Below are 26,047 nucleotides of genomic sequence, written 5' to 3' on the forward strand. Positions count from 1 at the left end.
ATGGTAGAAAAAAGCAATGATTGGTGCTATTATAGGAACATTGATAAATTGACGAGGAGTGTCTATACATGGAAGTTTATGCAGATTATGCCGCGACCACACCAGTGAAACCTGAAGTCGTTGATGCAATGATGGAAATTTATAAGAATCATTATGGTAATCCATCTTCTATTCACTTAATAGGTAGAAATGCTAGAAAATATCTAGACCAGTCGCGTCGTAAAGTCGCACAATTAGTAGGTGCTAAACCGAGTGAAGTGATTTTCACAAGTGGCGCAACGGAATCAAATAATACTGCAATCAAAGGATTAGTTAAAGCCAATGAACAGTTAGGAAATCATATCATTACTTCTAAAATTGAACATCATTCTGTGTTACATGTATTTGAACAACTTGAACGTGAAGGTTATGACGTAACGTATTTAGATGTTGATGATACAGGTGCTGTTGATTTAGATCAATTACGCGATACGATTACTGATAAAACGATTTTAGTGTCTATTATGTTTGTAAATAATGAAATTGGAACAGTACAAAATATGTATGATATTGAAGATATTATTGCCGATTCTAATGCGTTATTCCATGTTGACGCAGTGCAAGCAATCGGTCATTTAGATATAGACTTTCATGACTTTAAAATAGACACTATGAGTATCACAGGTCATAAATTTGGTGGACCTAAAGGTGCCGGTATCTTACTAGTTAAAGAAAACACGCCAATAGAATTTAATCAGTTAGGCGGAGAACAAGAGACTAAACGTCGCGCAGGTACAGAAAATGTACCTCAAATTGTCGGCCTTACTAAAGCTTTAGAATTAGCCGTTCGGAATCGAGATGCGAACAACGTTCATTTGATGAATCTAAAAGAATTATTCTTAGTGAGTCTACAAGAACGTGCCATTCCATTTGAATTGAATGGTTCAATGACAGATTCAACAGGGCATATTTTAAATCTCTATTTTCCATTTATCGATGTGGAAACAATGTTAACATTACTAGATTTAGCAAATGTTTATGTCTCTTCTGGCTCTGCATGTACAGCTGGGTCAACAACGCCATCACATGTACTTGCTGCAATGTTCGAAGATGAAGAACGTGCGAAACATTCTGTGAGATTTAGCTTTAATGAAGAAATGACTGAACAACAAATTAAATATATAGTAGCTGAAATTCATAAAATTTATCATAAATTTAAGGAGGAATCATAGTGTCTAATGAAGATATACGAGTAGTTGTCGGTATGTCAGGTGGCGTTGATAGCTCAGTAACGGCCTATCTTTTAAAAGAACAAGGTTACGATGTTATTGGAATTTTCATGAAGAATTGGGACGACACAGACGAAAATGGTGTATGTACTGCAACTGAAGATTACAACGATGTCATCGCTGTATGTAACCAAATTGGCATACCTTATTATGCTGTTAATTTTGAAGAAGAATATTGGGATAAAGTCTTCACATATTTCTTAGATGAATATAAAAAAGGTCGAACACCAAATCCAGATGTGATGTGTAATAAAGAAATTAAATTCAAAGCATTCCTAGAACATGCATTGAAATTAGGCGCTGATTATGTAGCAACAGGCCATTATGCACGCATTCGTCGTCACGAAGATGGACATGTTGAAATGTTGCGAGGCGTAGATAATAATAAAGATCAAACTTATTTCTTGAATCAATTGTCTCAAGAACAACTATCCAAAGTTATGTTCCCAATTGGTGATATTGAAAAAAGTGAAGTACGTCGAATTGCTGAAGAACAAGATTTAGCAACAGCTAAAAAGAAAGATTCTACGGGTATTTGTTTCATAGGAGAAAGAAACTTTAAAGAATTCTTATCTCAATATTTACCTGCGCAATCAGGAGATATGGTAACGCTAGATGGTAAAAAGATGGGTCAACATAGTGGTTTAATGTACTATACCATTGGACAACGTCATGGACTAGGTATTGGCGGTGATGGCGATCCGTGGTTTGTTGTTGGTAAAAACTTAGATGACAATGTGCTTTATGTTGAACAAGGATTCCATCATGATGCGTTATATAGTGATTATCTTGTAGCATCAGATTATTCATTTGTTAATGAAGGCGAAATTAATTTAGAACAAGGATTCGAATGTACTGCGAAATTCCGTTATCGTCAAAAGGACACGAAAGTGTTTGTGCAACGTGAAAATGAAAATTCAATACGCGTTACATTTGATCAACCTGTACGTGCAATCACACCAGGACAAGCAGTCGTATTTTATAATGGAGAAGTTTGTTTAGGTGGCGCAACTATCGATGATGTATATAAGAACGAAGGTCAATTAAGTTATGTAGTTTAAAGTATGAATACCGTTAATTCACAAGATTTTTATCTTTGGGTTAACGGTTTTTCATTTTAAAACATGTTATAATCATTTAGAAATGAGGTACGGAGAATGCATGAGCAGAATACAATTTATCAATACATAAAGAATGGACAGCTTGAGGATGCTTTAAAAGCATTATTTGAAAATATCGAAGAAAATCCTGATGCGGTTGAAAATTATATTAATGCAGGAATTGTCTTATCAGACGCAGGAGAAATAGAAAAAGCAGAACGATTCTTCCAAAAGGCAATAACGATTGATCCGTCAAATGGAGCTGTCTATTATAACCTAGCTAATGTGTATTACAATGAAGGACGCTATAAAGAAGCGATTAAATTATATCAAACAGCACTGAAGAATAACGTAACAACAGTAGTAGATTGTAATTATATGATTGGTATGTCATTTAATCAATTAGAAGCCTTTAAAGAGGCGTTACCTTTCTTAATGACAGCAGCAGAGAAAGATGAAAATAATGACGCGGAAATTCAATTTCAATATGGTTTAACTTTATGTCATCTTGAAATGTTCGACCAAGCAATTAACCAATTGAAACATGTGTTAAATATCGATGCTAAACATGTTGACGCCATTTATAATCTTGGCTTAGCAAGTTATATGAAGAATGAAGATATAGATGAAGCAATTGCTTATTTTGAACAAGCCGTTGCCATTGATGACCAACATTTATTAAGTCAACACGCATTAAAAACCTTTAAAACAATGAAAGAGGAGGAGTAACATGTCTGACCCTACACTATTTGATTATTCAATGATCAAAGGCACAGTAGATGCTATATTATTTCAAAATAATGATAACTTCTATACAGTTCTTAAAGTAGATACTATTGAAACAAATGAATCATTTGATAGCATGCCAACAGTTGTAGGGTTTCTTCCAAATGTAGTTGAAGGAGACGTGTACACCTTTAAAGGGCAAGTTGTAGAGCATCCACGGTATGGTAAACAATTAAAAGCTGAAACCTTTGAAAAGGAATTGCCTCAAACAAAAGATGCAATAGTGAGCTATTTATCTAGTGATTTATTTAAAGGCATCGGCAAAAAAACGGCACAGAATATCGTTAATGCACTAGGAGAGAACGCAATTAATGATATATTAAATCATCCTGAAATTTTGCAAAAGGTGCCGAGTTTGCCTAAGAAAAAGCAACAGCAAATTGCTGACCAAATTAGTGCAAATCAAGAATCTGAGAAAATTATGATTCGATTACATGATTTAGGTTTCGGTCCAAAACTGTCGATGGCAATCTATCAATTCTATATGAGTGATACGCTTAAAATTTTGGACGAAAATCCTTATCAACTCGTTTATGATATTAAAGGAATCGGGTTTAATAAAGCTGACCAACTTGCACGTAATATTGGTATTGCTGCAAATTCACCTGAACGTTTGAAAGCGGGTTTGTTATATATACTTGAAGAAGAATGTATCAAACAGGGACACACTTATCTTCCGAATTCATATGTCATTGATACGACACAAGAGATGTTAAACGATAGTACTGAAGTAACTATTGCTAGAGAAACCCTTGAAGAAATGATATTGCAACTTTCTGAAGAGAAAAAATTAATTCTGAGTGATGAACAAGTATCCATACCAAGCTTATATTATTCCGAACTGAAAAGTGTCCAAAATTTATATCGAATTAAGACAAACACAACAAAATTAAAAGAAATCGAACAATCTGATCTCCAAATGCATATTGGAGAAATAGAATCGTACAATAAAGTAAATTATGCCGCATCACAAAAAGAAGCACTTGAAACAGCAATGAATTCGAAAGTAATGCTTCTAACGGGTGGTCCAGGTACAGGTAAAACGACTGTTATCAAAGGGATTGTTGAACTTTATGCAGAAATTCATGGTTTATCCTTAGATTATGACGATTATAATGAAGACGATTACCCTGTAGTATTAGCTGCTCCAACTGGACGTGCGTCCAAACGACTTCAAGAATCGACAGGTCTAGAAGCGATGACGATTCATCGACTTATTGGATGGAATCAAGAGACGCAACCTGAAGATATTTTAGACAATGAAATTAATGCACGATTAATCATTATAGATGAAATGTCTATGGTTGATACGTGGCTTTTCCATCAATTTTTAAGCGCAGTTCCATTAGATGCACAAATCATATTTGTTGGAGATGAAGATCAGCTTCCTTCAGTCGGCCCAGGTCAAGTATTCAAAGATCTTATTGATTCTAAAACAATCCCCCGAGTCAATTTAACTGAGGTATACCGTCAACAAGATGGCTCAAGTATTATCGATTTAGCGCATCGGATGAAGATGGGTGAGCCCATAGATATTACTCAACGGTTTCACGATCGTAGTTTTATTAACTGCACCTCTGACCAGATACCTGATGTCGTAGATAAAGTTGTTCAGAGTGCAGTGAGTAAAGGTTATAATATGAGTGATATCCAAGTCCTTGCGCCAATGTATAAAGGGAATGCTGGTATTAAACGCCTTAACCAAGTATTACAATCGATTTTAAATCCTAAAAAGGATGATAGTCGTGAAATTGAATTTGGTGATGTTGTTTTCAGAAAAGGCGATAAAGTACTTCAATTAGTGAATCGACCGAACGATAATATTTTCAACGGGGATATTGGTGTAATTGTAGGCATTTTCTGGGCAAAAGAGAATGCTCTAAATAAAGATGTCTTAGTCGTCGATTTCGAAGGAAACGAAATTACGTTCACACGACAAGATTTACTAGAATTGACCCACGCCTATTGTACATCTATTCATAAATCGCAAGGTTCTGAATTCCCAATTGTTATTATGCCTATTGTTAAACAATATTTCCGAATGTTACAGCGTCCAATTCTATACACAGGTTTGACGCGTGCCAAGCAATCACTCGTGTTACTGGGTGATCCACAAGCATTTGAAATTGGCTTGAACACAAAAGGCCAAGAACGTTTAACCCAATTAAATGGCTTGCTTACCTCTTATTTTGGTAATCATCAAGTTGATAATGAATCAGCTGACATTTTAACTACTGAAAATAAAACCATCAACAATGAAACGTTGGACGAACAAGAACAAGCGGTCATAGATGAATCTGAAAAAGATATAATATTAAGTGAATCGACGATATTTAAAATAGACCCTATGATAAATATGGGAGAAATGACACCTTACGACTTTGCAGAGCGTTGACATTCTTAACGAAAATAAATAAAATATACTTAAGTTCACATAGAGATGAGTAAGTGACTTTAAGATTGATAGAGATGCACTGGTTGGTGAGAAGTGCAATCTAAGTCACTGAACGCTACTTTATGTTAGTTTGAATACGTAACTATAAGTGATAAGTAATTCGATTATACACATCATTTTATTAAGTGGTTGATGTTGTCGAAATTCCTTATAACTAGGGTGGTACCGCGAGAACGTTCGTCCCTTTGTGGATGAACGTTTTTATTTTCATTGATGTACTACATTTACGTTTTGAATTGATACTTTTATTTTTCAAAATACTAAATTCCAAAAGGGAGTGTTTTTTAAATGAAAAATTTAAAAGCAAGTGAAATTAGACAAAAATATTTAGATTTCTTCGTTGAAAAAGGTCACATGGTCGAACCTTCTGCACCATTAGTACCTATTGATGATGATTCATTACTATGGATTAATTCAGGTGTGGCAACCTTAAAGAAATACTTTGATGGACGTGAAACTCCAAGAAAACCAAGAATTGTCAATTCACAAAAAGCAATTCGTACGAATGACATTGAAAATGTAGGTTTCACAGCACGTCATCATACTTTCTTTGAAATGTTAGGGAACTTCTCAATTGGAGATTACTTTAAACAAGAAGCGATAGAATTTGCATGGGAATTCTTAACTAGTGATAAATGGATGGGTATGGAACCTGAAAAATTATATGTAACGATTCATCCTGAAGATACAGGTGCATATAAAATTTGGAATGAAGATATCGGATTAGAAGAAAGTCGAATTATTCGAATTGAAGGTAACTTCTGGGATATAGGTGAAGGACCATCAGGACCGAATACTGAAATCTTCTATGATCGTGGCGAAGCTTATGGTCAAAATGATCCAGAAGAAGAGATGTATCCAGGCGGAGAAAATGAAAGATATTTAGAAGTATGGAATTTAGTATTTAGTGAATTTAATCATAATAAAGATCATACGTATACACCACTTCCAAATAAAAATATTGATACCGGCATGGGATTAGAACGTATGGCTTCAATCTCACAAAACGTAAGAACAAATTACGAAACTGACCTATTTATGCCGATTATTAACGAAGTAGAAAACATTTCAGGTAAAAAATACTTAGAAGTCGATGAACAAGATGTTGCATTTAAAGTAATCGCTGATCATATTAGAACGATTGCCTTTGCGATTGCAGATGGTGCATTACCTGCAAATGAAGGTCGTGGTTACGTTTTACGTCGATTATTACGCCGTGCCGTAAGATTTAGCCAGTCATTAGGTATTAATGAACCATTCATGTATAAACTCGTAGATATTGTAGCTGAGATTATGGAACCATATTATCCAAATGTAAAAGAAAAAGCGGATTTCATTAAACGCGTAATTAAATCTGAGGAAGAACGATTCCATGAAACGCTTGAAGAAGGCTTAGCGATTTTAAATCAATTCATCGAGAAAGCTAAGAAAGATAATCATGAGATTAAAGGTGAAGATGCTTTCAAATTATATGATACGTATGGCTTCCCAGTTGAATTAACCGAAGAATTAGCCACTCAAGAAGGATTAACTGTTGATATGGCTACATTTGAAAATGAAATGCAACAACAAAGAGATCGTGCAAGACAAGCACGTCAAAATTCTCAATCAATGCAAATTCAAAGTGAAGTGCTTAAAAACATTACAGATGATAGTACATTCGTCGGATACGAAACAACTGATTATCAATCAACTATCACACATCTTATTTACAATGGTGAAGAAGTTGAATCAGTTGAAGCGGGTGAAACAGTTTACTTTATTTTAAAAGAAACGCCGTTCTATGCGGTAAGTGGTGGTCAAGTTGCCGATGAAGGTACAGTAGGAAATGAAAATTTTGAAATTGCAGTTACAGAAGTAACTAAAGCACCTAATGGACAAAATCTTCACAAAGGTACAGTACAATTTGGACAAGCTACAGTTGGCGCAGAAGTAGATGCAAGTGTCAATAAAGATGAACGTCGCGCTATTCAAAAGAACCATAGTGCCACACACTTATTACATCAAGCATTAAAAGAAGTATTAGGAGATCATGTCAACCAAGCAGGTTCATTAGTAGAGGCTGACCGATTACGTTTTGACTTTTCACACTTTGGTCCAATGTCTCAAGAAGAAATCGATCAAGTTGAACGAAGAGTGAATGAAGAAATTTGGAGAGGCATAGATGTGCGCATACAAGAAATGGGCATTGATGAAGCGAAATCAATGGGTGCAATGGCTTTATTTGGAGAAAAATATGGCGACATCGTACGTGTAGTTAACATGGCACCATTTTCAATTGAATTATGTGGAGGTATACATGTAAACAATACCTCTGAAATAGGCCTTTTCAAAATAGTAAGTGAGTCTGGTACTGGCGCAGGCGTAAGACGTATTGAAGCACTTACTGGCAAATCAGCATTCTTATACCTTGAAGACATACAATCTAAATTCAATACAATTAAAAATAATGTTAAAGTTAAATCAGATGATCAAGTTGTTGGCAAGATTACTCAGTTACAAGAAGAAGAGAAGAACTTACTAAAACAACTAGAACAACGTAATAAAGAAATTACTTCTCTTAAAATGGGTAATATCGAGGACCAAGTAGAAACTATCAATGATTTAAAAGTGTTAGCAACTGAAGTAGACGTTCCTAATGCAAAAGCAATTCGCTCAACGATGGATGATTTCAAATCTAAATTACAAGATGCGATTATCGTATTAGCAAGTAATGTTGATGGTAAAGTGTCAATCATTGCAACTGTGCCTAAGTCATTAACTGATCAAGTTAAAGCTGGCGACTTAATTAAACATATGGCACCAATAGTAGGAGGAAAAGGTGGCGGACGCCCTGACATGGCTCAAGGTGGCGGCACTCAACCTGAGAAGATAACAGAAGCATTACGCTTTATTAAAGATTATATTAAAAATCTATAACTTAATTTCATAATATTGTAGAATTATAATGAATGATAATACGCATAAAAAGGAGTGTCACGTATGGAAAATTTTGATAAAACAATGAAATTTGACTATGAAGAAATTCCGAAAGAAGATGTCAAAGCAGTACTTAAAAATGTACACCGTACATTGGAAGAAAGAGGATATAATGCCGTAAATCAAATAGTAGGTTATTTGCTTTCTGGTGATCCGGCTTACATTCCACGCCAAAATGAAGCAAGAAACCAAATTCGCCATATTGATAGAGATGTTATTATGGAAGAGCTTGTCTCTTTTTATTTAAAAGAGTCTGACCAATAAATATGTTAAAACATAAAATTATTGGCTTAGACGTGGGAAGCAAAACTGTTGGCATTGCTATAAGTGACCTAATGGGATGGACTGCCCAAGGTTTAGACACACTCCGAATCAACGAAGAACAAAATGAATTAGGTATAGAAAAGTTAGTAGAAATTATTCAAGATAACCAAGTAGGCACCGTCGTCATCGGTTTACCAAAGAATATGAATAATTCTATTGGATTTCGTGGTGAGGCTTCGTTACAATACAAGGAGAAGCTTCAAGAAGCCTTACCATCCATAGAAATAATTATGTGGGATGAACGATTAAGCACAATGGCTGCTGAACGCTCGCTTTTAGAAGCGGATGTTTCTAGACAAAAACGTAAAAAAGTAATAGATAAAATGGCAGCTGTGTTTATATTACAAGGCTATTTAGACTCTATCCAATAAAGGAGATATAAAAATGACTGAACATAACCATAACCATGAACACAATCATGATTCTGATTTAAACATTAACAACGAGGAAGAATTATTAACTTTATTCGATGAAGATGGCAATGAAGTTTTATACCGTAAAATGTTAGAATTTTATCATCCTGAATTCAAAAAAGAATATGTTGTATTAGCTGAAGAAGGTGCACAATCAGACGAAGATGATATGATTGAACTTGTACCAATGATTAACGAACCTGACGAATCTGGAGATGGCGGTAAATTAGTACCAATCGAAACAGATGAGGAATGGGATATGATCGAAGAGGTAGTTAATACAGAAATCAATGAATAATTGATTTAAATGGTAGCACAGCTGGGGAGATTATCCCCTGAAAATGATAGCAGTAAGATGGTTTCAATTTGAAATCTTCTTACTGCTCTTTTTATATTCAATACGTCATCCTTGATGGGTTGGCCCACGAAATTAATTTTAGCTGAATGATATTTTAGTTATACTCCCTTAATACTTATTTATCTCTTATATTTATGAGTAATTTATGGTAAAATATGTAAAGTTAATTTCTATGAAACGATTATTTACTTCTAAATATGAAAGATATAGAAGCACCATTCTAGAAATCAGTCATACTTATTGATTAAGATATAATCAATGTTCGACTGATTTATTTTATGTCTACAAATCATTGTAGTCATCACTGTAAAGGAAGTTATTTTAAATGGATTTAAACCAAGATTATTTAACTCAATTACATCAAAGATTAGATACAAATATTGAGAATTTAAGATCTTACGCTGAAGACAATCAAGTTCCGATTGTAGACAAACTCACTTTAGATATGATTAAACAATTAATTCGTATGAATCATACTAAACAAATTTTAGAAATCGGTACAGCTATCGGTTATAGTTCTATGCAATTTGCTTCAGTGGCTAGTGATATAGAGGTCACTACAATTGAACGCAACGAAGATATGCTGGCACAAGCGAGACATCATTTTCAAGAATATCATTACGAAGAACAAATTAGATTAATTGAAGGTGATGCGCTCGACACGTATGACAGTGTCAGTGATAGACTATATGATATGATATTTATTGATGCTGCAAAAGCACAATCAAAAAAATTTTTCGAGTTATACACACCTTTATTAAGAAAAGGTGGGCTCGTAGTAACTGACAATGTGTTATATCATGGATTTGTTTCAAATATTGATATCGTACGGTCAAGAAATGTACGACAAATGGTCAAAAAGGTACAACAATATAATCAATGGTTAATGGATCAACCAGGATATACGACGAACTTTTTAAATATGGACGATGGTTTGGCAATATCAATTAAAGGAGAATGACTATGGTTGAATTATTAGTTACTCCTAAGTCAATAACTCATATGGAAACACTAATAGAGAAAGGTGCAGACGCATTTGTTATTGGTGAACAAAAATTTGGTTTAAGACTTCCGGGAGAATTTAATCGAGAGATGATGAAAGAAGCTGTTCAACTCGCACATCATCACAATAAGAAAGTTTACGCTGCTGTTAATGGGCTTTTCCATAATTATCATTTGGATGCTTTAGAAGACTACATACAATTTTTACATGACATAGGTGTAGATCGAATTATATTTGGAGATCCTGCTGTCGTGATGTTTGTTAAAAAGCAAGCTCATCCGATCCCTCTTCATTGGGATGCTGAAACACTTGTGACTAACTATTTCCAATGTAATTATTGGGGTAAGAAGGGCGCATCAAGAGCGGTACTCGCTAGAGAATTGAGTTTAGATGAAATCATCAATATTAAAGAAAACGCCAATGTTGAAATAGAAGTACAAGTGCATGGAATGACATGTATGTTCCAATCTAAACGCATGCTTTTAGGTAATTATTATACTTTTCAAGATAGACAGATGAAAATTCAACGTAACGAATCGCAGAATGATTTACTACTATATGATGAAGAACGCGACAATAAATATCCTGTATTCGAAGATTATAATGGTACGCACATTATGTCTCCAAATGATATATGCTTAATTGAAGAATTAGAACCATTCTTTGAAGCAGGTATTGATGCGTTTAAAATTGATGGTGTTTTACAAAGTGAAGCGTATATCAATGTGGTTACAGAACAATATAGAGAAGCTATTGAATTATATAACGAAGATCCAGAAGCTTATGAAGATGAAAAATTCATGTTAGTTGATCCTATTGAGGAGATTCAACCTGAACATCGTCCATTTGACGAAGGTTTCTTATATAAGCAAACGGTATATTAGGGAGGCTTATCATTACAAATGAAAACTTTAGAAGAAGTTCAATCAAGTTCAAAAACCAAAATGAAAAAGCCGGAATTACTCGCACCAGCTGGTAACTTAGAGAAACTTAAAATTGCGGTACACTATGGTGCTGACGCAGTATTTCTAGGTGGTCAAGAGTACGGTTTACGCTCAAATGCAGATAATTTCACTATGGAAGAAATTGCAGAAGGTGTGGCTTTTGCGAACCGTTATGGTGCTAAAATTTACGTGACTACCAATATAATTGCACATGATGAGAATATTGACGGTTTAGAAGATTATCTACGTGAATTAGATGCTACTGGCGCAACTGGAATTATTGTTGCTGATCCACTTATTATTGAAACATGTAAAGAAGTCGCACCCCGTTTAGAAATTCATCTATCAACACAACAATCACTTTCAAACTACAAGGCAGTTGAATTTTGGAAAGAAGAAGGGCTAGACCGTGTCGTATTAGCCCGAGAAACAGGCGCAATGGAAATGAAAGAGATGAAAGAGAAAGTTGATATTGAGATAGAAGCTTTCATTCATGGAGCAATGTGTATAGCATATTCAGGTCGTTGCACATTAAGTAATCATATGACAGCGCGTGATTCAAACCGTGGCGGTTGTTGTCAAAGTTGTCGTTGGGATTATGATTTGCTACAAGTGGATGATGACGGTGAACTTGATTTGTATTATGAAGATGGCGACGTGATTCCATTTGCTATGAGTCCTAAAGATTTAAAATTAATAGAATCTATCCCACAAATGATGGAACTTGGCATCGATTCTTTAAAAATCGAAGGTCGAATGAAATCTATCCATTACATTGCAACAGTCGTTTCAGTGTATCGTAAAGTTATAGATGCATATGCGGAAGATCCACAAAACTTCAAAATTAAACCAGAGTGGCTCAAAGAACTAGAAAAATGTGCGAACCGCGATACCGCTCCAGCATTCTTCCAAGGTACGCCTGGATATGAAGAGCAAATGTTTGGCGAAGCACAATCTAAGAAATCAGCATACGACTTCTGTGGACTTGTACTTGATTATGACGAACAAACTCAACTAGCGACAATTCAACAACGAAATCACTTTAAACCAGGCCAAGAAATAGAATTTTTCGGTCCAGAAATTGAAAGTTTTAAACAAGTTGTTGAAGCAATTTATGATGAGGAAGGTAATAATTTAGATGCTGCTAGACACCCATTACAAATTGTTCAAATTAAAGTCGATCAACCTATTTATGCAAATAACATGATGAGAAAGGAAATCGGCTAGTATGAATCAAACTACTATTATAGGTATTGCTGGCGGTTCTGGTTCCGGCAAAACAACGGTCACAAATGAAATCATGAAGGAATTAGAAGGGCATAGTGTTGCACTTTTAGCCCAAGATTACTATTATAAAGACCAGTCTCATTTAACATTTGAAGAAAGACTTGAGACGAACTATGATCATCCATTTGCGTTCGATAATGATTTACTTATTCAGAATCTTAAAGATTTACGAAATGGTATAGCAGTAGAAGTACCTACTTATGATTATGCAAATCATACACGAAGTAAGGAAACGATTGCATTTGAACCAAAAGATGTTATTATCGTAGAAGGTATCTTTGCTTTAGAAAACAAAACTTTACGAGATATGATGGATGTAAAAATTTATGTTGATACAGATGCAGATTTAAGAATTTTACGTAGATTAACTCGTGATACAAAAGAGCGAGGTCGATCTATGGAATCTGTCATTAATCAATATTTAAATGTGGTCAGACCTATGCATGAACAATTTATCGAACCAACGAAAAAACATGCAGATATTATTATTCCTGAAGGTGGAAGTAATAAGGTCGCAATAGATATTATGACTACAAAAATTCAATCACTCGTTAGCAAAAAATAGTAACTTAATAGTAAAGGAAGATGACATTATGGAAAACCAAAAACAATATCCAATGACTCAAGAGGGTTATGAACAACTTGAACAAGAATTAGAAGAATTAAAGACAGTTAAAAGACCTGAAGTAGTAGAAAAAATTAAAGTTGCTCGTTCTTTCGGTGACTTATCAGAGAACTCTGAGTATGATGCAGCTAAAGACGAACAAGGTTTCATCGAACAAGATATCCAACGTATTGAGCACATGATTAGAAATGCGCTTATCATTGAAGATAACGGTGATAACAATGTTGTTCAAATTGGTAAAACGGTTACTTTCATCGAGCTCCCAGGCGATGAAGAAGAAAGTTACCAAATTGTAGGTTCTGCTGAAGCAGATGCCTTTAAAGGTAAAATTTCTAATGAATCTCCAATGGCAAATGCGCTTATCGGTAAAGGTTTAAATGATGAAGTACGCGTGCCACTACCAAATGGTGGAGAAATCAACGTTAAAATCGTTGATATTAAATAATGAACAATATATAGATAAGAAAATTTAATACAAATTGTATTGAGATTAACTTATTTCAATATTAATTATCCTTATTATTAGAGCGGGGACATGATATCGATTCTTAAGAATGAACTTTCATGTCTTCGCTCATTCTTTATAGTATTATTGATGGAATTTTATCTTAAAAGGTACTTTCGTAAATATAAAGAAGTTTATTTAAAAAATGATAGGATAAAATACTTTTGTCATTAAGCATATATGCGATGACAAAAAATAATATGTATGATTAAATAAAAATTAGTAATTTTTTTGATATGAAGATGCAATATTTTGGCAAAGTAAAAATGCTTTAATTCAAATTATTATTGGTTATTACAAACTATTTGAATTAATTATTAAGCAAATCTTCTAATGCAATGATACAATTAAATAGTTACAGCAAATAAATCCTTAAAAATTTCAAAGGGGAGGGATTTTAAAGTTGGAAACACAATTAATCAACGAACAAACTGTAATGATATATTTCAATAATGAAATAAGTGAACAAACATATGAGCAAGTTCGAGCAACAGTCGAATACATAAAAGAACAATCACATCCTGAAATAACTGAAATTATTCCATCTTATCGAGCAATTCTTATTTATTTTGATAATACAAAAATCAAAGGAAATGAATTGTTAGAAAATTTAGAACTTAACCGTTTACAAAATAAAGATGAAGCACATCAAAGTCATCAACGTATTATTAAAATACCTGTACTTTATGGTAATGATTACGGTCCTGATTTAGAAGAAGTTGCAGAACATAATCAATTATCTGAGAAAGAAGTTGTACAAATACATACTCAGCAACCGTATCTCATATACATGCTAGGCTTTATGCCTGGCTTTCCATATCTAGGAGGACTAGATAAGAAATTGCATACACCTAGACGTTCAGAACCAAGACTTAAAATTGAAGCTGGATCAGTAGGCATTGCCAACAATCAAACAGGTCTTTATCCTATGGACTCTCCTGGTGGATGGCAAATCATTGGACGTACACCATTAAAAGTTTTTGATTTAAATCGAGAACCTATGACAATGTATGAGGCCGGTGATTACATTCAGTTTTATGAAATCGATCAAGAAGAATACGATCAACTTTCTGAGGACATCCGTAATGGAAATTTTGATATAGATAAGTGGGTGACATATCAAGATGAGTATTAAAATATTACAACCTGGCTTATTTACAACGATTCAAGACGAAGGACGAATAGGTTATCAGGATTTAGGTTTTTCAGGAGCTGGTGCACTAGACCAATACAGTTTGAAAGTCGCACAAACACTTATTGGCAACGAAGGTCCAGCAATTGAATATACAGTAATAGGACCTAAAATACACTTTTTAAGTGATAACACGTTTACTATTATTGGTGGCACTTCAAACGCAAAATTAAATGACAAACCTATAGACACTCAAGCTGTTTATGAGGTAAAACAAAATGATGTGTTGGAAATCGGCCAGATTAGTGAGGGCGCAAGAGGCTATCTTGTTTTTGGTAATCCATTAAACATAGAGAAAATTGCTGATAGTTACTCTACACATACGAGAAGTGGACTAGGTGGTTTTCAAGGTCGTGCGCTTAAAAAAGATGATGTTATTCCTACTCAATCCAATGAATATTTTAAAGAAAATTTAGGTAAAGCTGTAGATTATCAAGCCTTACCAGAAGATAATGTCATTCATGTGATTAAAGGCCCACAGTTTGATTCATTTTCTGAAGAAGCAGTAACGACATTTGTTGAATCAGAATTTAAAATTTCTGATCAATCTGATCGTATGGGATACAGATTAAATGGGCCATCTGTCGCTCCTAAGGACACAGCTGATATCATTTCTGAACCTGTTGCTTTGGGAAGTATTCAAGTTCCTAATGACGGTAATCCTATCATTCTCTTAAATGATAAACAAACTGTAGGCGGATACACTAAAATTGCTACTGTGACACAGCTCGATTTGAAAAAGTTAGCGCAACTTAAACCTGGTGAAACAATCCACTTTGAATGGATATCAGTAGAAGAAGCAACACAACAATTACAAGAATTCGAGCAGACTTTTAAAGAATTAATTAAAAATGTTACAGAACAACCACTATTTAATTTAGATAATGTGAGAGCTACTTCTAAAAAATTAGCATCACTTATCAAGGAGGATAATTAAAAATGAATTTAGATAGAATTGAAGAAATTATAAATCTAGTAAAATCAAATGATGTTAAAAAATTTAAATATAAAGATTTTGAAAACGAAATCGAACTTGATTTTACTGAAGGGACTGCTACACAAGCTGTACCTCAAACACCTAGTGTACAAGCTGGTGAAAATACAAATGCACAACCATCATCTTCACAAGCTGAAAGCCAATCATCATCAGATGCTAAAGAAATCAAATCTACAATGGTAGGTACATTCTTTTTACAAGACAGTAAAGAATTAACTGATCCTCAAATTGAAGTGGGCGACCAAGTTAATGAAGGTGATGTGATTGGTTACATCGAAGCAATGAAAGTAATGAACGAAGTAACAAGTGATGTAAGTGGAGAGGTTTCTGAAATCGTAGTTGAACATGGTACAAATGTCGAATATGATCAAGTACTAGTTAAAGTGAAGTAAGGGGGTATGAACTTATGTATCGTTGTTTGATTGCAAACAGAGGGGAAATTGCCGTAAGGATTATCCGAGCGTGCAGAGAAATGCAGATTGAAACTGTTGCTATCTATGCGAAAGGCGATGAAGATAGTCTACACGTAAGTTTAGCAGATCAAGCCATATGTATCGGCGAAGCTAACCCTCTAGATAGTTATTTAAATATTGATCGCATTATTTCCGCTGCAGAAGTGACTGGTGCGAATGCGATTCATCCTGGTTATGGTTTCTTATCTGAATCAACTACGTTTGCAGAAGCTGTTGAAGATAATGACATCCACTTTATCGGACCGAACAAGAAAACGATGGAATTGATGGGAGATAAAATCACAGCACGTCAAACTGTAGATGCAGCTGGTGTCCCAGTCATTCCTGGTTCAACTGATGAAGTTCAAAATGTTGAAGAAATTAAAGAACTCGCTGAAGATATAGGTTATCCCGTCGTTCTTAAAGCTGCTAGTGGGGGCGGCGGTAAAGGTATTCGAATCGTTAAAGAACCGGAACAGTTGGAGAAATCTTTAAAAGAAGCTAAAAGTGAAGGACAAAAATATTTTAACGATGATCGTGTCTATGTAGAAGCCTTTATACCAGTTGCGAAACACGTTGAAGTTCAAGTCATTGGCGATGGAAAAGATAATTATGTCCATTTAGGTGAACGTGATTGTTCAGTTCAACGTAAAAATCAAAAACTTATTGAAGAATCACCATGTTCTGCTCTATCTGAAGAAAGAAGAGAGCAAATATGTAACGACGCTGTTAAAGTAGCTAGAGCATCAAATTATCGAAGCGCAGGAACCATTGAATTTCTAGTTACGGAAGACGCACACTATTTCATAGAAATGAATGCGCGTATACAAGTTGAACATACCGTTACTGAAATGCGTGCTGATAGAGATTTATTACAAGCTCAACTTTACTTATTGCAACATGATGAATTACCATTCCAACAAGAAGATATTGTTTTTAATGGTCACGTTATTGAAGCACGTATTAATGCGGAAAATCCTGAAAAGAAATTCCAACCTACGCCTGGTAAAGTAAAAAAATTACATTTACCACAAGGTTTTAATATTCGAGTTGATTCTTTATTATATTCTGGATATCAGGTCTCACCGTATTATGATTCTTTAGTTGCTAAAGTCATTGTAAAAGACTCAAATAGACAAACAGCAATTAATAAATTAAAAGTGGCTCTAGATGAGATGGTTATCGAAGGATTTACAACTACAGCGGATTTCTTATATGCAGTATTAAGTTATCCATTGTATGCTGAGGGCGATGCAAGAGATGTAGATATTAAATTCTTAGAGAAACACCAAATTATTAAAGGGGTGGAACTATAATGCAAATTGATTTGAATTGTGATTTAGGTGAAGCTTTTGGTAATTATTCATTCGGCGGAGATAAGGATATTATACCTTTAATTACATCAGCTAATATTGCTTGTGGATTTCACGCTGGTGATGAAAATGTAATGAATGAAACGATTCAACTCGCAAAGGAAAATAATATTGGTATAGGCGCACACCCAGGATTACCAGATTTACAAGGATTTGGACGCCGAACAATGGATATTGCTCCAAAAGAAATCTATAATTTAGTTATTTACCAATTAGGCGCTCTAAATGGCTTTTGCAAGGTTCATGGTGTGAAAATAAATCATGTGAAACCTCATGGCGCACTTTATCAAATGGGTGCAAGAGATTCTAAAATCGCACATGCCATTGCACAAGCGGTTTACGATTTTGATTCAGAACTTGTATTTGTAGGTTTATCTAATACGTTATTAATTACTGAAGCTGAAGCAGTTGGTTTAAAAGTGGCTTCAGAAGTTTTCGCAGATAGACGTTACGAAGACGACGGACAACTTGTAAGCCGAAAAGAGCCAGATGCAACGATTAGCAATACAGATGAAGCACTACAACAAGTATTAAAAATGGTAACTGAAAACAAAGTCATTAGTAAAAATGGCAAAGAAATAGACTTAAAAGCAGATACCATTTGTGTACACGGTGATGGCGAACACGCACTAGAGTTTGTAACTCAAATTAGAAAAAAATTAACGAAAGAAGGCATTGATATTCAATCCTTATAGGGGGTACCAGCGATGGGAGAAAATTTAAAACAAAGTACTAAGCAAGACACGAATCAGACAAAAAAAGAATTCAAATTTAATAAAAGTCATAGACGTTTATTATACGGTTCAGTATTTTTAATGGCCACTTCAGCAATCGGCCCTGCTTTCCTTACCCAAACAGCCGTATTTACTGCAGAATTTTATGCGAGTTTCGCATTTGCAATTTTAATTTCAATATTAATTGATATAGGGGCTCAAATTAATATTTGGCGCGTACTTGTAGTTACTGGGTTACGCGGACAGGAAGTTTCAAATAAAGTTGTTCCAGGTCTAGGAACCATTATTTCCATTTTAATTGCATTTGGTGGATTAGCATTTAATATAGGTAATATTGCAGGTGCAGGTCTAGGTCTAAACGCAATGTTTGGCTTGGATATCAAATGGGGCGCAGCGATTACTGCTATTTTCTCAATTTTAATTTTTATAAGTAAAAGTGGTCAAAAGATTATGGACGTTGTATCTATGATTTTAGGGGTCGTGATGATTTTAGTCGTTGCGTATGTTATGGTTGTTTCTAACCCTCCGTATGGCGATGCATTAGTTCATACTTTTGCTCCAGAACATCCTATTAAATTAATTTTACCAATTATTACTTTAGTAGGTGGAACTGTAGGTGGTTATATAACATTTGCAGGTGCACACAGACTACTCGATTCAGGCATGAAAGGGAAAGAATTTTTACCATTCGTCAATCGTTCTGCTATTGCTGGAATTTTGACAACTGGTATTATGAGAACTTTACTTTTCTTAGCAGTGTTAGGTGTAGTCGTGACTGGTGTGACATTAAGTTCAGATAATCCACCAGCATCAGTATTTGAACATGCAATAGGACCAATTGGTAAGAATATTTTCGGTGTAGTTATTTTTGCTGCCGCAATGTCTTCAGTGATTGGTTCAGCGTACACAAGTGCAACATTTTTAAAGACACTTCATAAGTCTTTATTCAATAAAAATAATTTAATTGTAATTGTATTTATCGTAATTTCAACATTGATTTTCTTATTTATCGGTAAGCCAGTGAGCTTATTAATTATTGCAGGCGCAATTAACGGTTGGATTTTACCAATTACTTTAGGTGCCATTTTAATCGCAAGTTGTAAGAAATCAATCGTTGGTGATTACAAACATCCTACTTGGATGCTTGTATTTGGTATTGTTGCAGTTATCGTAACAATTATCACAGGAATTTTTTCACTACAAGATTTAGCTAGCCTTTGGAAAGGTTAATAATATACATACTTCACATCTTTATGGTGTGGAGTATTTTTTTGTGAAAATGAAGAGACTGGGAACTTTATATTTTATGCTCTGGGAAACCGATTAACGGCGTCCCAAAAGCAGGATTTTCGGCAGTAACACTCACAATTCGACAAAATTTGAGAAACAATTTTGCTCATCGTTCGGTTCTGCTCAAATCCTAAACACTTTTATCCCGACCTCCTATTTGAGAAATGATTTATCTCTATCGTGATGACTTTTAAAATGTGATAAAATACCAATGCTAGGACTTTATAAAAGAGGTGTAAAAAGAAATGATAGGTATTATCGGAGCAATGGAAGAAGAAGTGACAATTCTTAAAGATAAAATTGTCGACTTAAGTGAAATTAACGTCGCTCATGTAAAATTTTATACAGGAACGCTTAACAATAAAGACATAGTATTAACTCAAAGTGGAATTGGCAAAGTAAATGCTTCTATTTCAACAACTTTATTAATAGAAAAATTTAATCCAGACATTATCATAAATACTGGATCGGCCGGTGCATTAGATGAAAGCTTATCTGTAGGAGATGTACTTGTAAGTGATACGGTAACCTATCATGACGCAGACGCAACTGCATTCGGCTATGATTATGGACAAATTCCTCAAATGCCTAAGCATTACGAATCTAGTACTAAGTTATTAGATAAGACGATATCCATACTTAAACAACAAGATTTAAATGGCAAAGTAGGTTTAATTGTTAGTGGTGATAGTTTTATCGGAAGTGTTGAACAACGCCGTAAAATTAAATCTCAATTTCCAAAAGCAATGGCAGTTGAGATGGAAGCTACTGCCATCGCTCAAACATGTTATCAATTTAAAGTTCCATTCATTGTGACACGAGCAGTATCAGATTTAGCTAATGGAGAAGCGGAAATCTCTTTTGAAGAATTCTTAGGAAAAGCTGCAGTTTCATCTAGTGAAACAGTTGAATTATTAGTTAAATCATTATAAAAAGTAAAGGTGAAAATATAAAATGGGAATTGTTAAAAATTTATTTATGCCCAATGCATATGTACAATCTGTGTTTGAAATAGATATTGAGAAATTAGCTAGTAATGGAGTCAAAGGTATTATAACTGATTTGGATAACACACTTGTGGGGTGGGATGTTAAAGAACCTACCGAAAGAATTAAAGAGTGGTTTGCAAAAGCTCGAAAATTAGGAATCACTGTAACGATAGTTTCAAATAATAATGAAGAACGTGTATCTAGTTTTTCAAAAGATTTAGAAGTAGATTTCATTTTCAAGGCGCGAAAGCCTATGGGCAAAGCATTTAAAAAAGCCATCAAACAAATGAATATTCAAGCAAAAGAGACAGTAGTCATAGGAGATCAAATGTTGACTGATGTTTTTGGTGGTAATCGTAATGGACTTTATACTATCATGGTTGTTCCGGTTAAACGAACAGATGGATTTATAACGAAATTCAATCGTCTCATCGAAAGACGTTTGTTGAATCATTTCAGAAAAAAAGGTTATATCAAATGGGAGGAAAATTGATTGAGTGAAACACTAAAATGTATTGGTTGTGGTGCACCGCTACAATCTGAAGATAAAAACGCACCAGGATATGTACCTGAACATAATATGTTTCGTGAAGATGTCATTTGCCAAAGATGCTTTAGGTTAAAGAATTACAACGAAGTGCAAGACGTTGGAATGGATAGTGAAGACTTCTTAAATTTATTAACAGGATTGTCAGATCAAAAAGGTATCGTTGTTAATGTCGTCGATGTATTTGATTTCGAGGGATCATTCATTAACGCGATTAAGCGAATTGTTGGAAATAAAAAAATTATTTTAGCAGCAAACAAACTTGATCTTCTTCCTAAACAAATTAATAAACGTCGTGTGAAAGAATGGTTGAAGAAATCTGCTCGAAAGTATGGCCTTGAAGCCGAAGATGTAGTGCTCATCTCTGCAGACAAAGGTTGGGGCATCGAAGAATTATTACAATCGATTAATCAATATAGAAATAATGAAGATGTCTATATAGTAGGAACAACGAATGTAGGTAAATCAACCTTAATTAATAAATTGATCGAAATAAGTGTTGGTGAAAAGGACGTCGTAACAACTTCACGTTTCCCAGGTACAACATTAGATATGATTGATATTCCACTAGATGAAACAACATTTATGTATGATACACCAGGAATTATTCAAGAACATCAAATGACACATTATGTTTCTGAAAAAGAATTAAAAACCATTATGCCTAAAAAGGAAATTAAACAACGTGTTTATCAATTAAATGAAGGTCAAACACTATTCTTTGGTGGTTTAGCGAGAATTGATTATGTTTCTGGAGGTAAAAGACCTTTAATATGTTTCTTCTCTAATGATTTAAATATTCATAGAACTAAAACCGAAAAGGCAAATGAGCTTTGGAAATCACAATTAGGTTCAGTTTTAACGCCACCGCATAACGCTGAGAACTTTGATTTAAATAATGTAAAGGCCGTTAGACTTGAAACAGGAAAAGCAAAACGTGACGTTATGATTTCAGGATTAGGTTTCATTACAATTGATGAAGGTGCAAAAGTGATTGTACGCGTCCCTAAAAATGTTGATGTAATATTAAGAAATTCTATTTTATAAAAGGAGTGAGAAGAATGAAATTTGCTGTAATTGGACATCCTATATCTCATTCTTTATCTCCTGTAATGCATAATGCTAACTTTACTAAGTTAGGATTAGATTACACTTATGAAGCATTAGATATACCTATTGAAGATTTTCATTTGATTAAAGAAATCATTACAGAAAAGGGGCTCAATGGATTTAATATCACAATTCCACATAAAGAACGAATCCTACCTTATTTGGATGAAATAGATGAACAATCCAAAACTGTTGGAGCCGTTAACACTGTTTTAATCAAAGAAGGTAAATGGATAGGGTACAATACTGATGGCATAGGTTATGTCACAGGTTTAAGACAAGTATATGATGATTTAGAAAGTGCTTATATATTAATTTTAGGCGCAGGCGGAGCAAGTAAGGGTATTGCAAATGAATTAGCAAAATTTGTGAATCCTAAATTAACTGTTGCAAATCGCACTATGTCACGTTTCAACGATTGGAAACTTGATATTAATGCAATTTCTTTAGAAGACGCAGAAAGCTATTTAGATGAATTTGATATTATTATTAATACAACACCTGCGGGTATGGCTGAAAATAAAGAAAGTGTTTTAAATTTGAAAAATCTAAATACAAATGCACTTGTTAGCGATATTGTCTATATTCCATATAGAACTCCTATTTTAGAAGAAGCTGAAAATAAAGGCAATCCTATATATAATGGTTTAGATATGTTTGTATATCAAGGTGCTGAAAGTTTTAAAATATGGACGAATCAAATGCCTGATATCCAAACGATGAAACAGACAGTTCTAGATAAATTGAAAGGAGATAGATCATGTTAACTGGAAAACAGAAAAGATATTTACGTAGTTTAGCGCATAATACAGATCCAACTTTCCAAATAGGAAAAGGTGGAATTAATGAAAATATGATTAATCAAATTGATGAAACGTTAGAGAATAGAGAACTCATTAAAATTCATGTGCTTCAAAATAATTTTGACGATAAAAATGAATTAGCTAGAGCGCTAAGTGAAGCGACTAAAAGTGAATTAGTACAAGTAATCGGGTCAATGATTGTACTGTATAGAGAATCTGAAGAGAACAAAGAAATTACGTTACCTTAATGGCTAAAATTGTGTTGTACGGCGGTCAATTTAACCCGATTCATACCGCTCATATGGTAGTAGCTAGTGAGATATATCATCAATTGCAGCCAGATGCGTTCTACTTTTTACCGAGCTATATGGCACCTTTGAAAGAACATGATGATTTTCTAGATTCATCCTATCGAATGAAAATGATTGAGCTTGTAATAGAAGATTTAGGCTTTGGTAATATTTGTACGGCTGAGTTAGAAAGAAAAGGCCAAAGTTACACATATGATACTTTAGCAGAATTAAAGCAATCACAGCCTAATGATGAATTCTACTTTGTCATTGGTACAGACCAATATGAGCAATTAGATCAGTGGTATAATATTGAAAAGTTAAAGAAAATGATTACCTTTGTGATTGTAAATCGTGATAAGGCATATCAAGAAGTAGAAAATGGTATGATATCGATTAAAATTCCCCGTATAGATATAAGTTCATCTATGGTACGAAATCGTATTAAAAATAAGCAAACGATACAAGTTTTAGTCCCTAAAAAGGTAGAAAAGTATATACAGGAGGAAGGATTTTATGGATATAAATGAAGCTAAAGCACTCGTTAAAGATAAGCTACCAGAAAAGCGCTATAATCATTCCTTAAGAGTAGCAGAAACAGCAGTGAAATTAGCAGAGATTTATGACGGTGATAAAGAGAAAGCTGAATTGGCTGGTGTACTGCATGATTATTGCAAATATGATGATTTAAGTAAAATGTATCAGATTGTTAGACAATGCGAGTTAGAGAGTGATTTACTTAGTTACGGAAATGAAATACTCCATGGTCCAGTGTGTGCTGCAATAATGGAACATGACTATCATATCAAGGACGAAGAAGTCTTATTAGCTATTAAATATCATACAACTGGTCGTCAACAAATGACTAAAACTGAGAAGTTAATTTTTATTGCAGATTATATTGAACCCGGCAGAAAGACCCCCGGAGTTGAAGAAATTAGAGATATGGCATACAATCAAGGTAGCTTAGATAAAACAATTTATGAAATTTCTAAGCGTACAGTTTTATTTTTAATTGGTAAAGATATTACGGTATATGGCACTACGATTGCATGCTTGAATTATTATAATTATAGTGACGAAAGAATAAAGGATGATTAAATGAGTTCAGAAGAATTATTAAATATTGCTGTCGAAGCGACAGAAAACAAAAAAGCTGAAGATGTAATTTCTCTTAACATGCAAGGTATCAGTGATATGACTGACTACTTTGTTGTGTGTCATGGTAATAATGAACGTCAAGTTCAATCTATTGCTAGAGCTGTTAAAGAAGCTGTTCATGAGCAAAATATTGATGTAAAGCGTATGGAAGGATATAACGATGCAAGATGGGTACTTATTGATTTAGCCAATGTTGTAGTTCATATTTTCCACAAAGACGAAAGAAATTATTACAATATCGAGAAATTATATCAAGATGCTCCAGTTGAATCATATGGTCAGGCTGTCTTTTAAAGATGTCTCAGTATGAAGATATGAGTTTGGTATATGACCAACTTACACAGGACCAACCGTATGATGAATGGTTCAATATTGTTGAATCCTTTTCAAAGCAACAAATTAATGAAATTCTAGATTTAGGTTGTGGCACCGGTAGTTTAACGCATCGATTAGTCACATTAGGACATGTAACTGGAATGGATTTAAGTATTGATATGTTGACGATTGCTAACGAGAAATCTAACAATGTTAGATGGTTAGAAGGAGATATGACAGATTTTAATTTGAACCAAAAGTTTAATGTTATTACAATATTTTGTGATTCACTGAATTATTTACCTACAATTGATGATGTCAGAAATACATTCAAATCAGTTTACCAACATTTAACTAATGATGGCGTGTTTCTTTTTGATGTGCATACGGTTCACAAGATGAATACATTGTTTAATAATCAAAGCTATATTGATGAAACTGATGATGTTTTCTTAGGATGGGAAGCTATTCGTGGTGATGAACCATTGAGTGTTTATCATGAAATGTCATTCTTTATTCTTGAGAAAGATGGTAGTTATCGACGTTTCGATGAATCGCATTACCAAAGAACCTATGAAGAAGAAACTTATAAATCACTATTAAAAGAGATAGGTTTTACAAAAATTGAAACTTTCACAGATTTCAATCTAGAGAAACATGAAGAAGATGCTGATCGATTATTTTTCGTTGTTAAAAAATAAATATTAACATTAAGAAGTAAAATCACTCGTTCGTACGTTGATAAGT

At 34.1% G+C, this 26,047-nt stretch carries 28 protein-coding genes; all 28 read left to right on the forward strand.

Annotation, left to right across the window (positions count from 1 at the left end):
- Nucleotides 1-68: 68 nt before the first annotated feature.
- The 28 genes from HMPREF2580_RS05575 (at nucleotide 69) to HMPREF2580_RS05710 (ending at nucleotide 26,001) form a co-directional block, all read left to right on the forward strand.
- Entirely contained in the window at nucleotides 69-1,211 is a 1,143-nt protein-coding gene (locus HMPREF2580_RS05575; RefSeq protein ID WP_070831003.1) for a cysteine desulfurase family protein, read from the forward strand.
- A complete protein-coding gene (gene mnmA, locus HMPREF2580_RS05580; protein WP_002443227.1) occupies nucleotides 1,211-2,329 on the forward strand; it encodes a tRNA 2-thiouridine(34) synthase MnmA in 1,119 nt (372 codons plus the stop codon). The genes HMPREF2580_RS05575 and mnmA overlap by 1 nt, the downstream gene beginning before the upstream one ends.
- A gap of 96 nt (nucleotides 2,330-2,425) precedes the next feature.
- Entirely contained in the window at nucleotides 2,426-3,097 is a 672-nt protein-coding gene (locus tag HMPREF2580_RS05585) for a tetratricopeptide repeat protein (protein WP_044466736.1), read from the forward strand.
- A 1-nt stretch (nucleotide 3,098) separates the two neighbouring features.
- On the forward strand, nucleotides 3,099-5,549 hold the full coding sequence (locus tag HMPREF2580_RS05590; RefSeq protein WP_070831006.1) for an SF1B family DNA helicase RecD2: 2,451 nt from the start codon (nucleotides 3,099-3,101) through the stop codon (nucleotides 5,547-5,549).
- Between the two features lie 348 nt (nucleotides 5,550-5,897).
- Nucleotides 5,898-8,528 carry an alanine--tRNA ligase gene (gene alaS, locus HMPREF2580_RS05595; protein ID WP_070831009.1) on the forward strand — a complete coding sequence of 877 codons (2,631 nt, stop codon included), beginning with the start codon at nucleotides 5,898-5,900 and terminating at the stop codon, nucleotides 8,526-8,528.
- A gap of 63 nt (nucleotides 8,529-8,591) precedes the next feature.
- Nucleotides 8,592-8,852, forward strand: a complete 261-nt coding sequence (locus HMPREF2580_RS05600) for an IreB family regulatory phosphoprotein (RefSeq protein WP_070831012.1) — start codon at nucleotides 8,592-8,594, stop codon at nucleotides 8,850-8,852.
- Nucleotides 8,853-8,854: 2 nt separating this feature from the next.
- Complete coding sequence (ruvX, locus tag HMPREF2580_RS05605; RefSeq protein WP_002443217.1) at nucleotides 8,855-9,283, forward strand: Holliday junction resolvase RuvX; 429 nt, start codon at nucleotides 8,855-8,857, stop codon at nucleotides 9,281-9,283.
- Between the two features lie 13 nt (nucleotides 9,284-9,296).
- Complete coding sequence (locus tag HMPREF2580_RS05610) at nucleotides 9,297-9,623, forward strand: DUF1292 domain-containing protein (RefSeq protein ID WP_002443216.1); 327 nt, start codon at nucleotides 9,297-9,299, stop codon at nucleotides 9,621-9,623.
- 385 nt (nucleotides 9,624-10,008) lie between these two features.
- Nucleotides 10,009-10,644: an O-methyltransferase gene (locus tag HMPREF2580_RS05615; protein ID WP_070831016.1), complete on the forward strand. Its 636-nt coding sequence runs from the start codon at nucleotides 10,009-10,011 to the stop codon at nucleotides 10,642-10,644.
- 2 nt (nucleotides 10,645-10,646) lie between these two features.
- A complete protein-coding gene (locus HMPREF2580_RS05620) occupies nucleotides 10,647-11,570 on the forward strand; it encodes a peptidase U32 family protein (RefSeq protein WP_070831019.1) in 924 nt (307 codons plus the stop codon).
- Nucleotides 11,571-11,588: 18 nt separating this feature from the next.
- The gene (locus tag HMPREF2580_RS05625; RefSeq protein ID WP_070831023.1) at nucleotides 11,589-12,857 is read left to right on the forward strand and encodes a peptidase U32 family protein; all 1,269 of its coding nucleotides are present in this window, start codon (nucleotides 11,589-11,591) and stop codon (nucleotides 12,855-12,857) included.
- 1 nt (nucleotide 12,858) lies between these two features.
- Nucleotides 12,859-13,482 carry a uridine kinase gene (gene udk, locus HMPREF2580_RS05630; RefSeq protein ID WP_002443212.1) on the forward strand — a complete coding sequence of 208 codons (624 nt, stop codon included), beginning with the start codon at nucleotides 12,859-12,861 and terminating at the stop codon, nucleotides 13,480-13,482.
- A gap of 28 nt (nucleotides 13,483-13,510) precedes the next feature.
- Nucleotides 13,511-13,987, forward strand: coding sequence for a transcription elongation factor GreA (greA, locus tag HMPREF2580_RS05635; RefSeq protein WP_002443210.1), 477 nt, complete (start codon nucleotides 13,511-13,513; stop codon nucleotides 13,985-13,987).
- A 463-nt stretch (nucleotides 13,988-14,450) separates the two neighbouring features.
- Nucleotides 14,451-15,182 carry a 5-oxoprolinase subunit PxpB gene (gene pxpB, locus HMPREF2580_RS05640; protein WP_070831026.1) on the forward strand — a complete coding sequence of 244 codons (732 nt, stop codon included), beginning with the start codon at nucleotides 14,451-14,453 and terminating at the stop codon, nucleotides 15,180-15,182.
- Complete coding sequence (locus HMPREF2580_RS05645) at nucleotides 15,172-16,176, forward strand: 5-oxoprolinase subunit C family protein (protein WP_070831029.1); 1,005 nt, start codon at nucleotides 15,172-15,174, stop codon at nucleotides 16,174-16,176. The genes pxpB and HMPREF2580_RS05645 overlap by 11 nt, the downstream gene beginning before the upstream one ends.
- Before the next feature lie 2 nt (nucleotides 16,177-16,178).
- Nucleotides 16,179-16,628: an acetyl-CoA carboxylase biotin carboxyl carrier protein gene (locus HMPREF2580_RS05650; protein ID WP_070831032.1), complete on the forward strand. Its 450-nt coding sequence runs from the start codon at nucleotides 16,179-16,181 to the stop codon at nucleotides 16,626-16,628.
- A gap of 14 nt (nucleotides 16,629-16,642) precedes the next feature.
- Nucleotides 16,643-18,004, forward strand: a complete 1,362-nt coding sequence (locus HMPREF2580_RS05655) for an acetyl-CoA carboxylase biotin carboxylase subunit (RefSeq protein WP_070831035.1) — start codon at nucleotides 16,643-16,645, stop codon at nucleotides 18,002-18,004.
- Entirely contained in the window at nucleotides 18,004-18,756 is a 753-nt protein-coding gene (pxpA, locus tag HMPREF2580_RS05660) for a 5-oxoprolinase subunit PxpA (protein ID WP_002443202.1), read from the forward strand. The genes HMPREF2580_RS05655 and pxpA overlap by 1 nt, the downstream gene beginning before the upstream one ends.
- Before the next feature lie 12 nt (nucleotides 18,757-18,768).
- Nucleotides 18,769-20,025: an NRAMP family divalent metal transporter gene (locus HMPREF2580_RS05665; RefSeq protein ID WP_070831038.1), complete on the forward strand. Its 1,257-nt coding sequence runs from the start codon at nucleotides 18,769-18,771 to the stop codon at nucleotides 20,023-20,025.
- A 305-nt stretch (nucleotides 20,026-20,330) separates the two neighbouring features.
- Nucleotides 20,331-21,017 carry a 5'-methylthioadenosine/S-adenosylhomocysteine nucleosidase gene (gene mtnN / locus HMPREF2580_RS05670; protein WP_070831041.1) on the forward strand — a complete coding sequence of 229 codons (687 nt, stop codon included), beginning with the start codon at nucleotides 20,331-20,333 and terminating at the stop codon, nucleotides 21,015-21,017.
- A 22-nt stretch (nucleotides 21,018-21,039) separates the two neighbouring features.
- On the forward strand, nucleotides 21,040-21,567 hold the full coding sequence (locus HMPREF2580_RS05675) for a YqeG family HAD IIIA-type phosphatase (RefSeq protein WP_044466731.1): 528 nt from the start codon (nucleotides 21,040-21,042) through the stop codon (nucleotides 21,565-21,567).
- Nucleotides 21,568-22,668: a ribosome biogenesis GTPase YqeH gene (gene yqeH / locus HMPREF2580_RS05680; RefSeq protein WP_002443194.1), complete on the forward strand. Its 1,101-nt coding sequence runs from the start codon at nucleotides 21,568-21,570 to the stop codon at nucleotides 22,666-22,668.
- 14 nt (nucleotides 22,669-22,682) lie between these two features.
- Complete coding sequence (gene aroE / locus HMPREF2580_RS05685) at nucleotides 22,683-23,498, forward strand: shikimate dehydrogenase (protein WP_070831044.1); 816 nt, start codon at nucleotides 22,683-22,685, stop codon at nucleotides 23,496-23,498.
- On the forward strand, nucleotides 23,492-23,782 hold the full coding sequence (yhbY, locus tag HMPREF2580_RS05690) for a ribosome assembly RNA-binding protein YhbY (RefSeq protein WP_002443189.1): 291 nt from the start codon (nucleotides 23,492-23,494) through the stop codon (nucleotides 23,780-23,782). The genes aroE and yhbY overlap by 7 nt, the downstream gene beginning before the upstream one ends.
- Complete coding sequence (locus HMPREF2580_RS05695; protein ID WP_002443187.1) at nucleotides 23,782-24,354, forward strand: nicotinate-nucleotide adenylyltransferase; 573 nt, start codon at nucleotides 23,782-23,784, stop codon at nucleotides 24,352-24,354. The genes yhbY and HMPREF2580_RS05695 overlap by 1 nt, the downstream gene beginning before the upstream one ends.
- Nucleotides 24,341-24,925, forward strand: a complete 585-nt coding sequence (yqeK, locus tag HMPREF2580_RS05700) for a bis(5'-nucleosyl)-tetraphosphatase (symmetrical) YqeK (RefSeq protein WP_002443185.1) — start codon at nucleotides 24,341-24,343, stop codon at nucleotides 24,923-24,925. Before HMPREF2580_RS05695 ends, yqeK begins: the two co-directional genes overlap by 14 nt.
- Complete coding sequence (gene rsfS / locus HMPREF2580_RS05705) at nucleotides 24,926-25,279, forward strand: ribosome silencing factor (RefSeq protein WP_002443183.1); 354 nt, start codon at nucleotides 24,926-24,928, stop codon at nucleotides 25,277-25,279.
- A 2-nt stretch (nucleotides 25,280-25,281) separates the two neighbouring features.
- The gene (locus tag HMPREF2580_RS05710; protein WP_070831047.1) at nucleotides 25,282-26,001 is read left to right on the forward strand and encodes a class I SAM-dependent DNA methyltransferase; all 720 of its coding nucleotides are present in this window, start codon (nucleotides 25,282-25,284) and stop codon (nucleotides 25,999-26,001) included.
- Nucleotides 26,002-26,047 lie beyond the last annotated feature (46 nt).

Source organism: Staphylococcus sp. HMSC036D05 (genome assembly GCF_001836225.1).
Taxonomy (GTDB): Bacteria; Bacillota; Bacilli; order Staphylococcales; family Staphylococcaceae; genus Staphylococcus; species Staphylococcus caprae.

Bases quoted from the DNA above. Each gene is read 5' to 3' on its own strand.
- HMPREF2580_RS05645 (WP_070831029.1), top strand. From the start codon at position 15,172: ATGAGTATTAAAATATTACAACCTGGCTTATTTACAACGATTCAAGAC.
- udk (WP_002443212.1), top strand. From the start codon at position 12,859: ATGAATCAAACTACTATTATAGGTATTGCTGGCGGTTCTGGTTCCGGC.
- yhbY (WP_002443189.1), top strand. From the start codon at position 23,492: ATGTTAACTGGAAAACAGAAAAGATATTTACGTAGTTTAGCGCATAAT.
- HMPREF2580_RS05575 (WP_070831003.1), top strand. From the start codon at position 69: ATGGAAGTTTATGCAGATTATGCCGCGACCACACCAGTGAAACCTGAA.
- greA (WP_002443210.1), top strand. From the start codon at position 13,511: ATGGAAAACCAAAAACAATATCCAATGACTCAAGAGGGTTATGAACAA.
- HMPREF2580_RS05695 (WP_002443187.1), top strand. From the start codon at position 23,782: ATGGCTAAAATTGTGTTGTACGGCGGTCAATTTAACCCGATTCATACC.
- HMPREF2580_RS05625 (WP_070831023.1), top strand. From the start codon at position 11,589: ATGAAAACTTTAGAAGAAGTTCAATCAAGTTCAAAAACCAAAATGAAA.
- HMPREF2580_RS05710 (WP_070831047.1), top strand. From the start codon at position 25,282: ATGTCTCAGTATGAAGATATGAGTTTGGTATATGACCAACTTACACAG.
- HMPREF2580_RS05610 (WP_002443216.1), top strand. From the start codon at position 9,297: ATGACTGAACATAACCATAACCATGAACACAATCATGATTCTGATTTA.
- HMPREF2580_RS05600 (WP_070831012.1), top strand. From the start codon at position 8,592: ATGGAAAATTTTGATAAAACAATGAAATTTGACTATGAAGAAATTCCG.
- HMPREF2580_RS05615 (WP_070831016.1), top strand. From the start codon at position 10,009: ATGGATTTAAACCAAGATTATTTAACTCAATTACATCAAAGATTAGAT.
- aroE (WP_070831044.1), top strand. From the start codon at position 22,683: ATGAAATTTGCTGTAATTGGACATCCTATATCTCATTCTTTATCTCCT.
- alaS (WP_070831009.1), top strand. From the start codon at position 5,898: ATGAAAAATTTAAAAGCAAGTGAAATTAGACAAAAATATTTAGATTTC.
- HMPREF2580_RS05650 (WP_070831032.1), top strand. From the start codon at position 16,179: ATGAATTTAGATAGAATTGAAGAAATTATAAATCTAGTAAAATCAAAT.
- HMPREF2580_RS05655 (WP_070831035.1), top strand. From the start codon at position 16,643: ATGTATCGTTGTTTGATTGCAAACAGAGGGGAAATTGCCGTAAGGATT.
- yqeK (WP_002443185.1), top strand. From the start codon at position 24,341: ATGGATATAAATGAAGCTAAAGCACTCGTTAAAGATAAGCTACCAGAA.
- HMPREF2580_RS05665 (WP_070831038.1), top strand. From the start codon at position 18,769: ATGGGAGAAAATTTAAAACAAAGTACTAAGCAAGACACGAATCAGACA.
- HMPREF2580_RS05675 (WP_044466731.1), top strand. From the start codon at position 21,040: ATGGGAATTGTTAAAAATTTATTTATGCCCAATGCATATGTACAATCT.
- pxpA (WP_002443202.1), top strand. From the start codon at position 18,004: ATGCAAATTGATTTGAATTGTGATTTAGGTGAAGCTTTTGGTAATTAT.
- HMPREF2580_RS05620 (WP_070831019.1), top strand. From the start codon at position 10,647: ATGGTTGAATTATTAGTTACTCCTAAGTCAATAACTCATATGGAAACA.
- HMPREF2580_RS05585 (WP_044466736.1), top strand. From the start codon at position 2,426: ATGCATGAGCAGAATACAATTTATCAATACATAAAGAATGGACAGCTT.
- rsfS (WP_002443183.1), top strand. From the start codon at position 24,926: ATGAGTTCAGAAGAATTATTAAATATTGCTGTCGAAGCGACAGAAAAC.
- ruvX (WP_002443217.1), top strand. From the start codon at position 8,855: ATGTTAAAACATAAAATTATTGGCTTAGACGTGGGAAGCAAAACTGTT.
- HMPREF2580_RS05590 (WP_070831006.1), top strand. From the start codon at position 3,099: ATGTCTGACCCTACACTATTTGATTATTCAATGATCAAAGGCACAGTA.
- mtnN (WP_070831041.1), top strand. From the start codon at position 20,331: ATGATAGGTATTATCGGAGCAATGGAAGAAGAAGTGACAATTCTTAAA.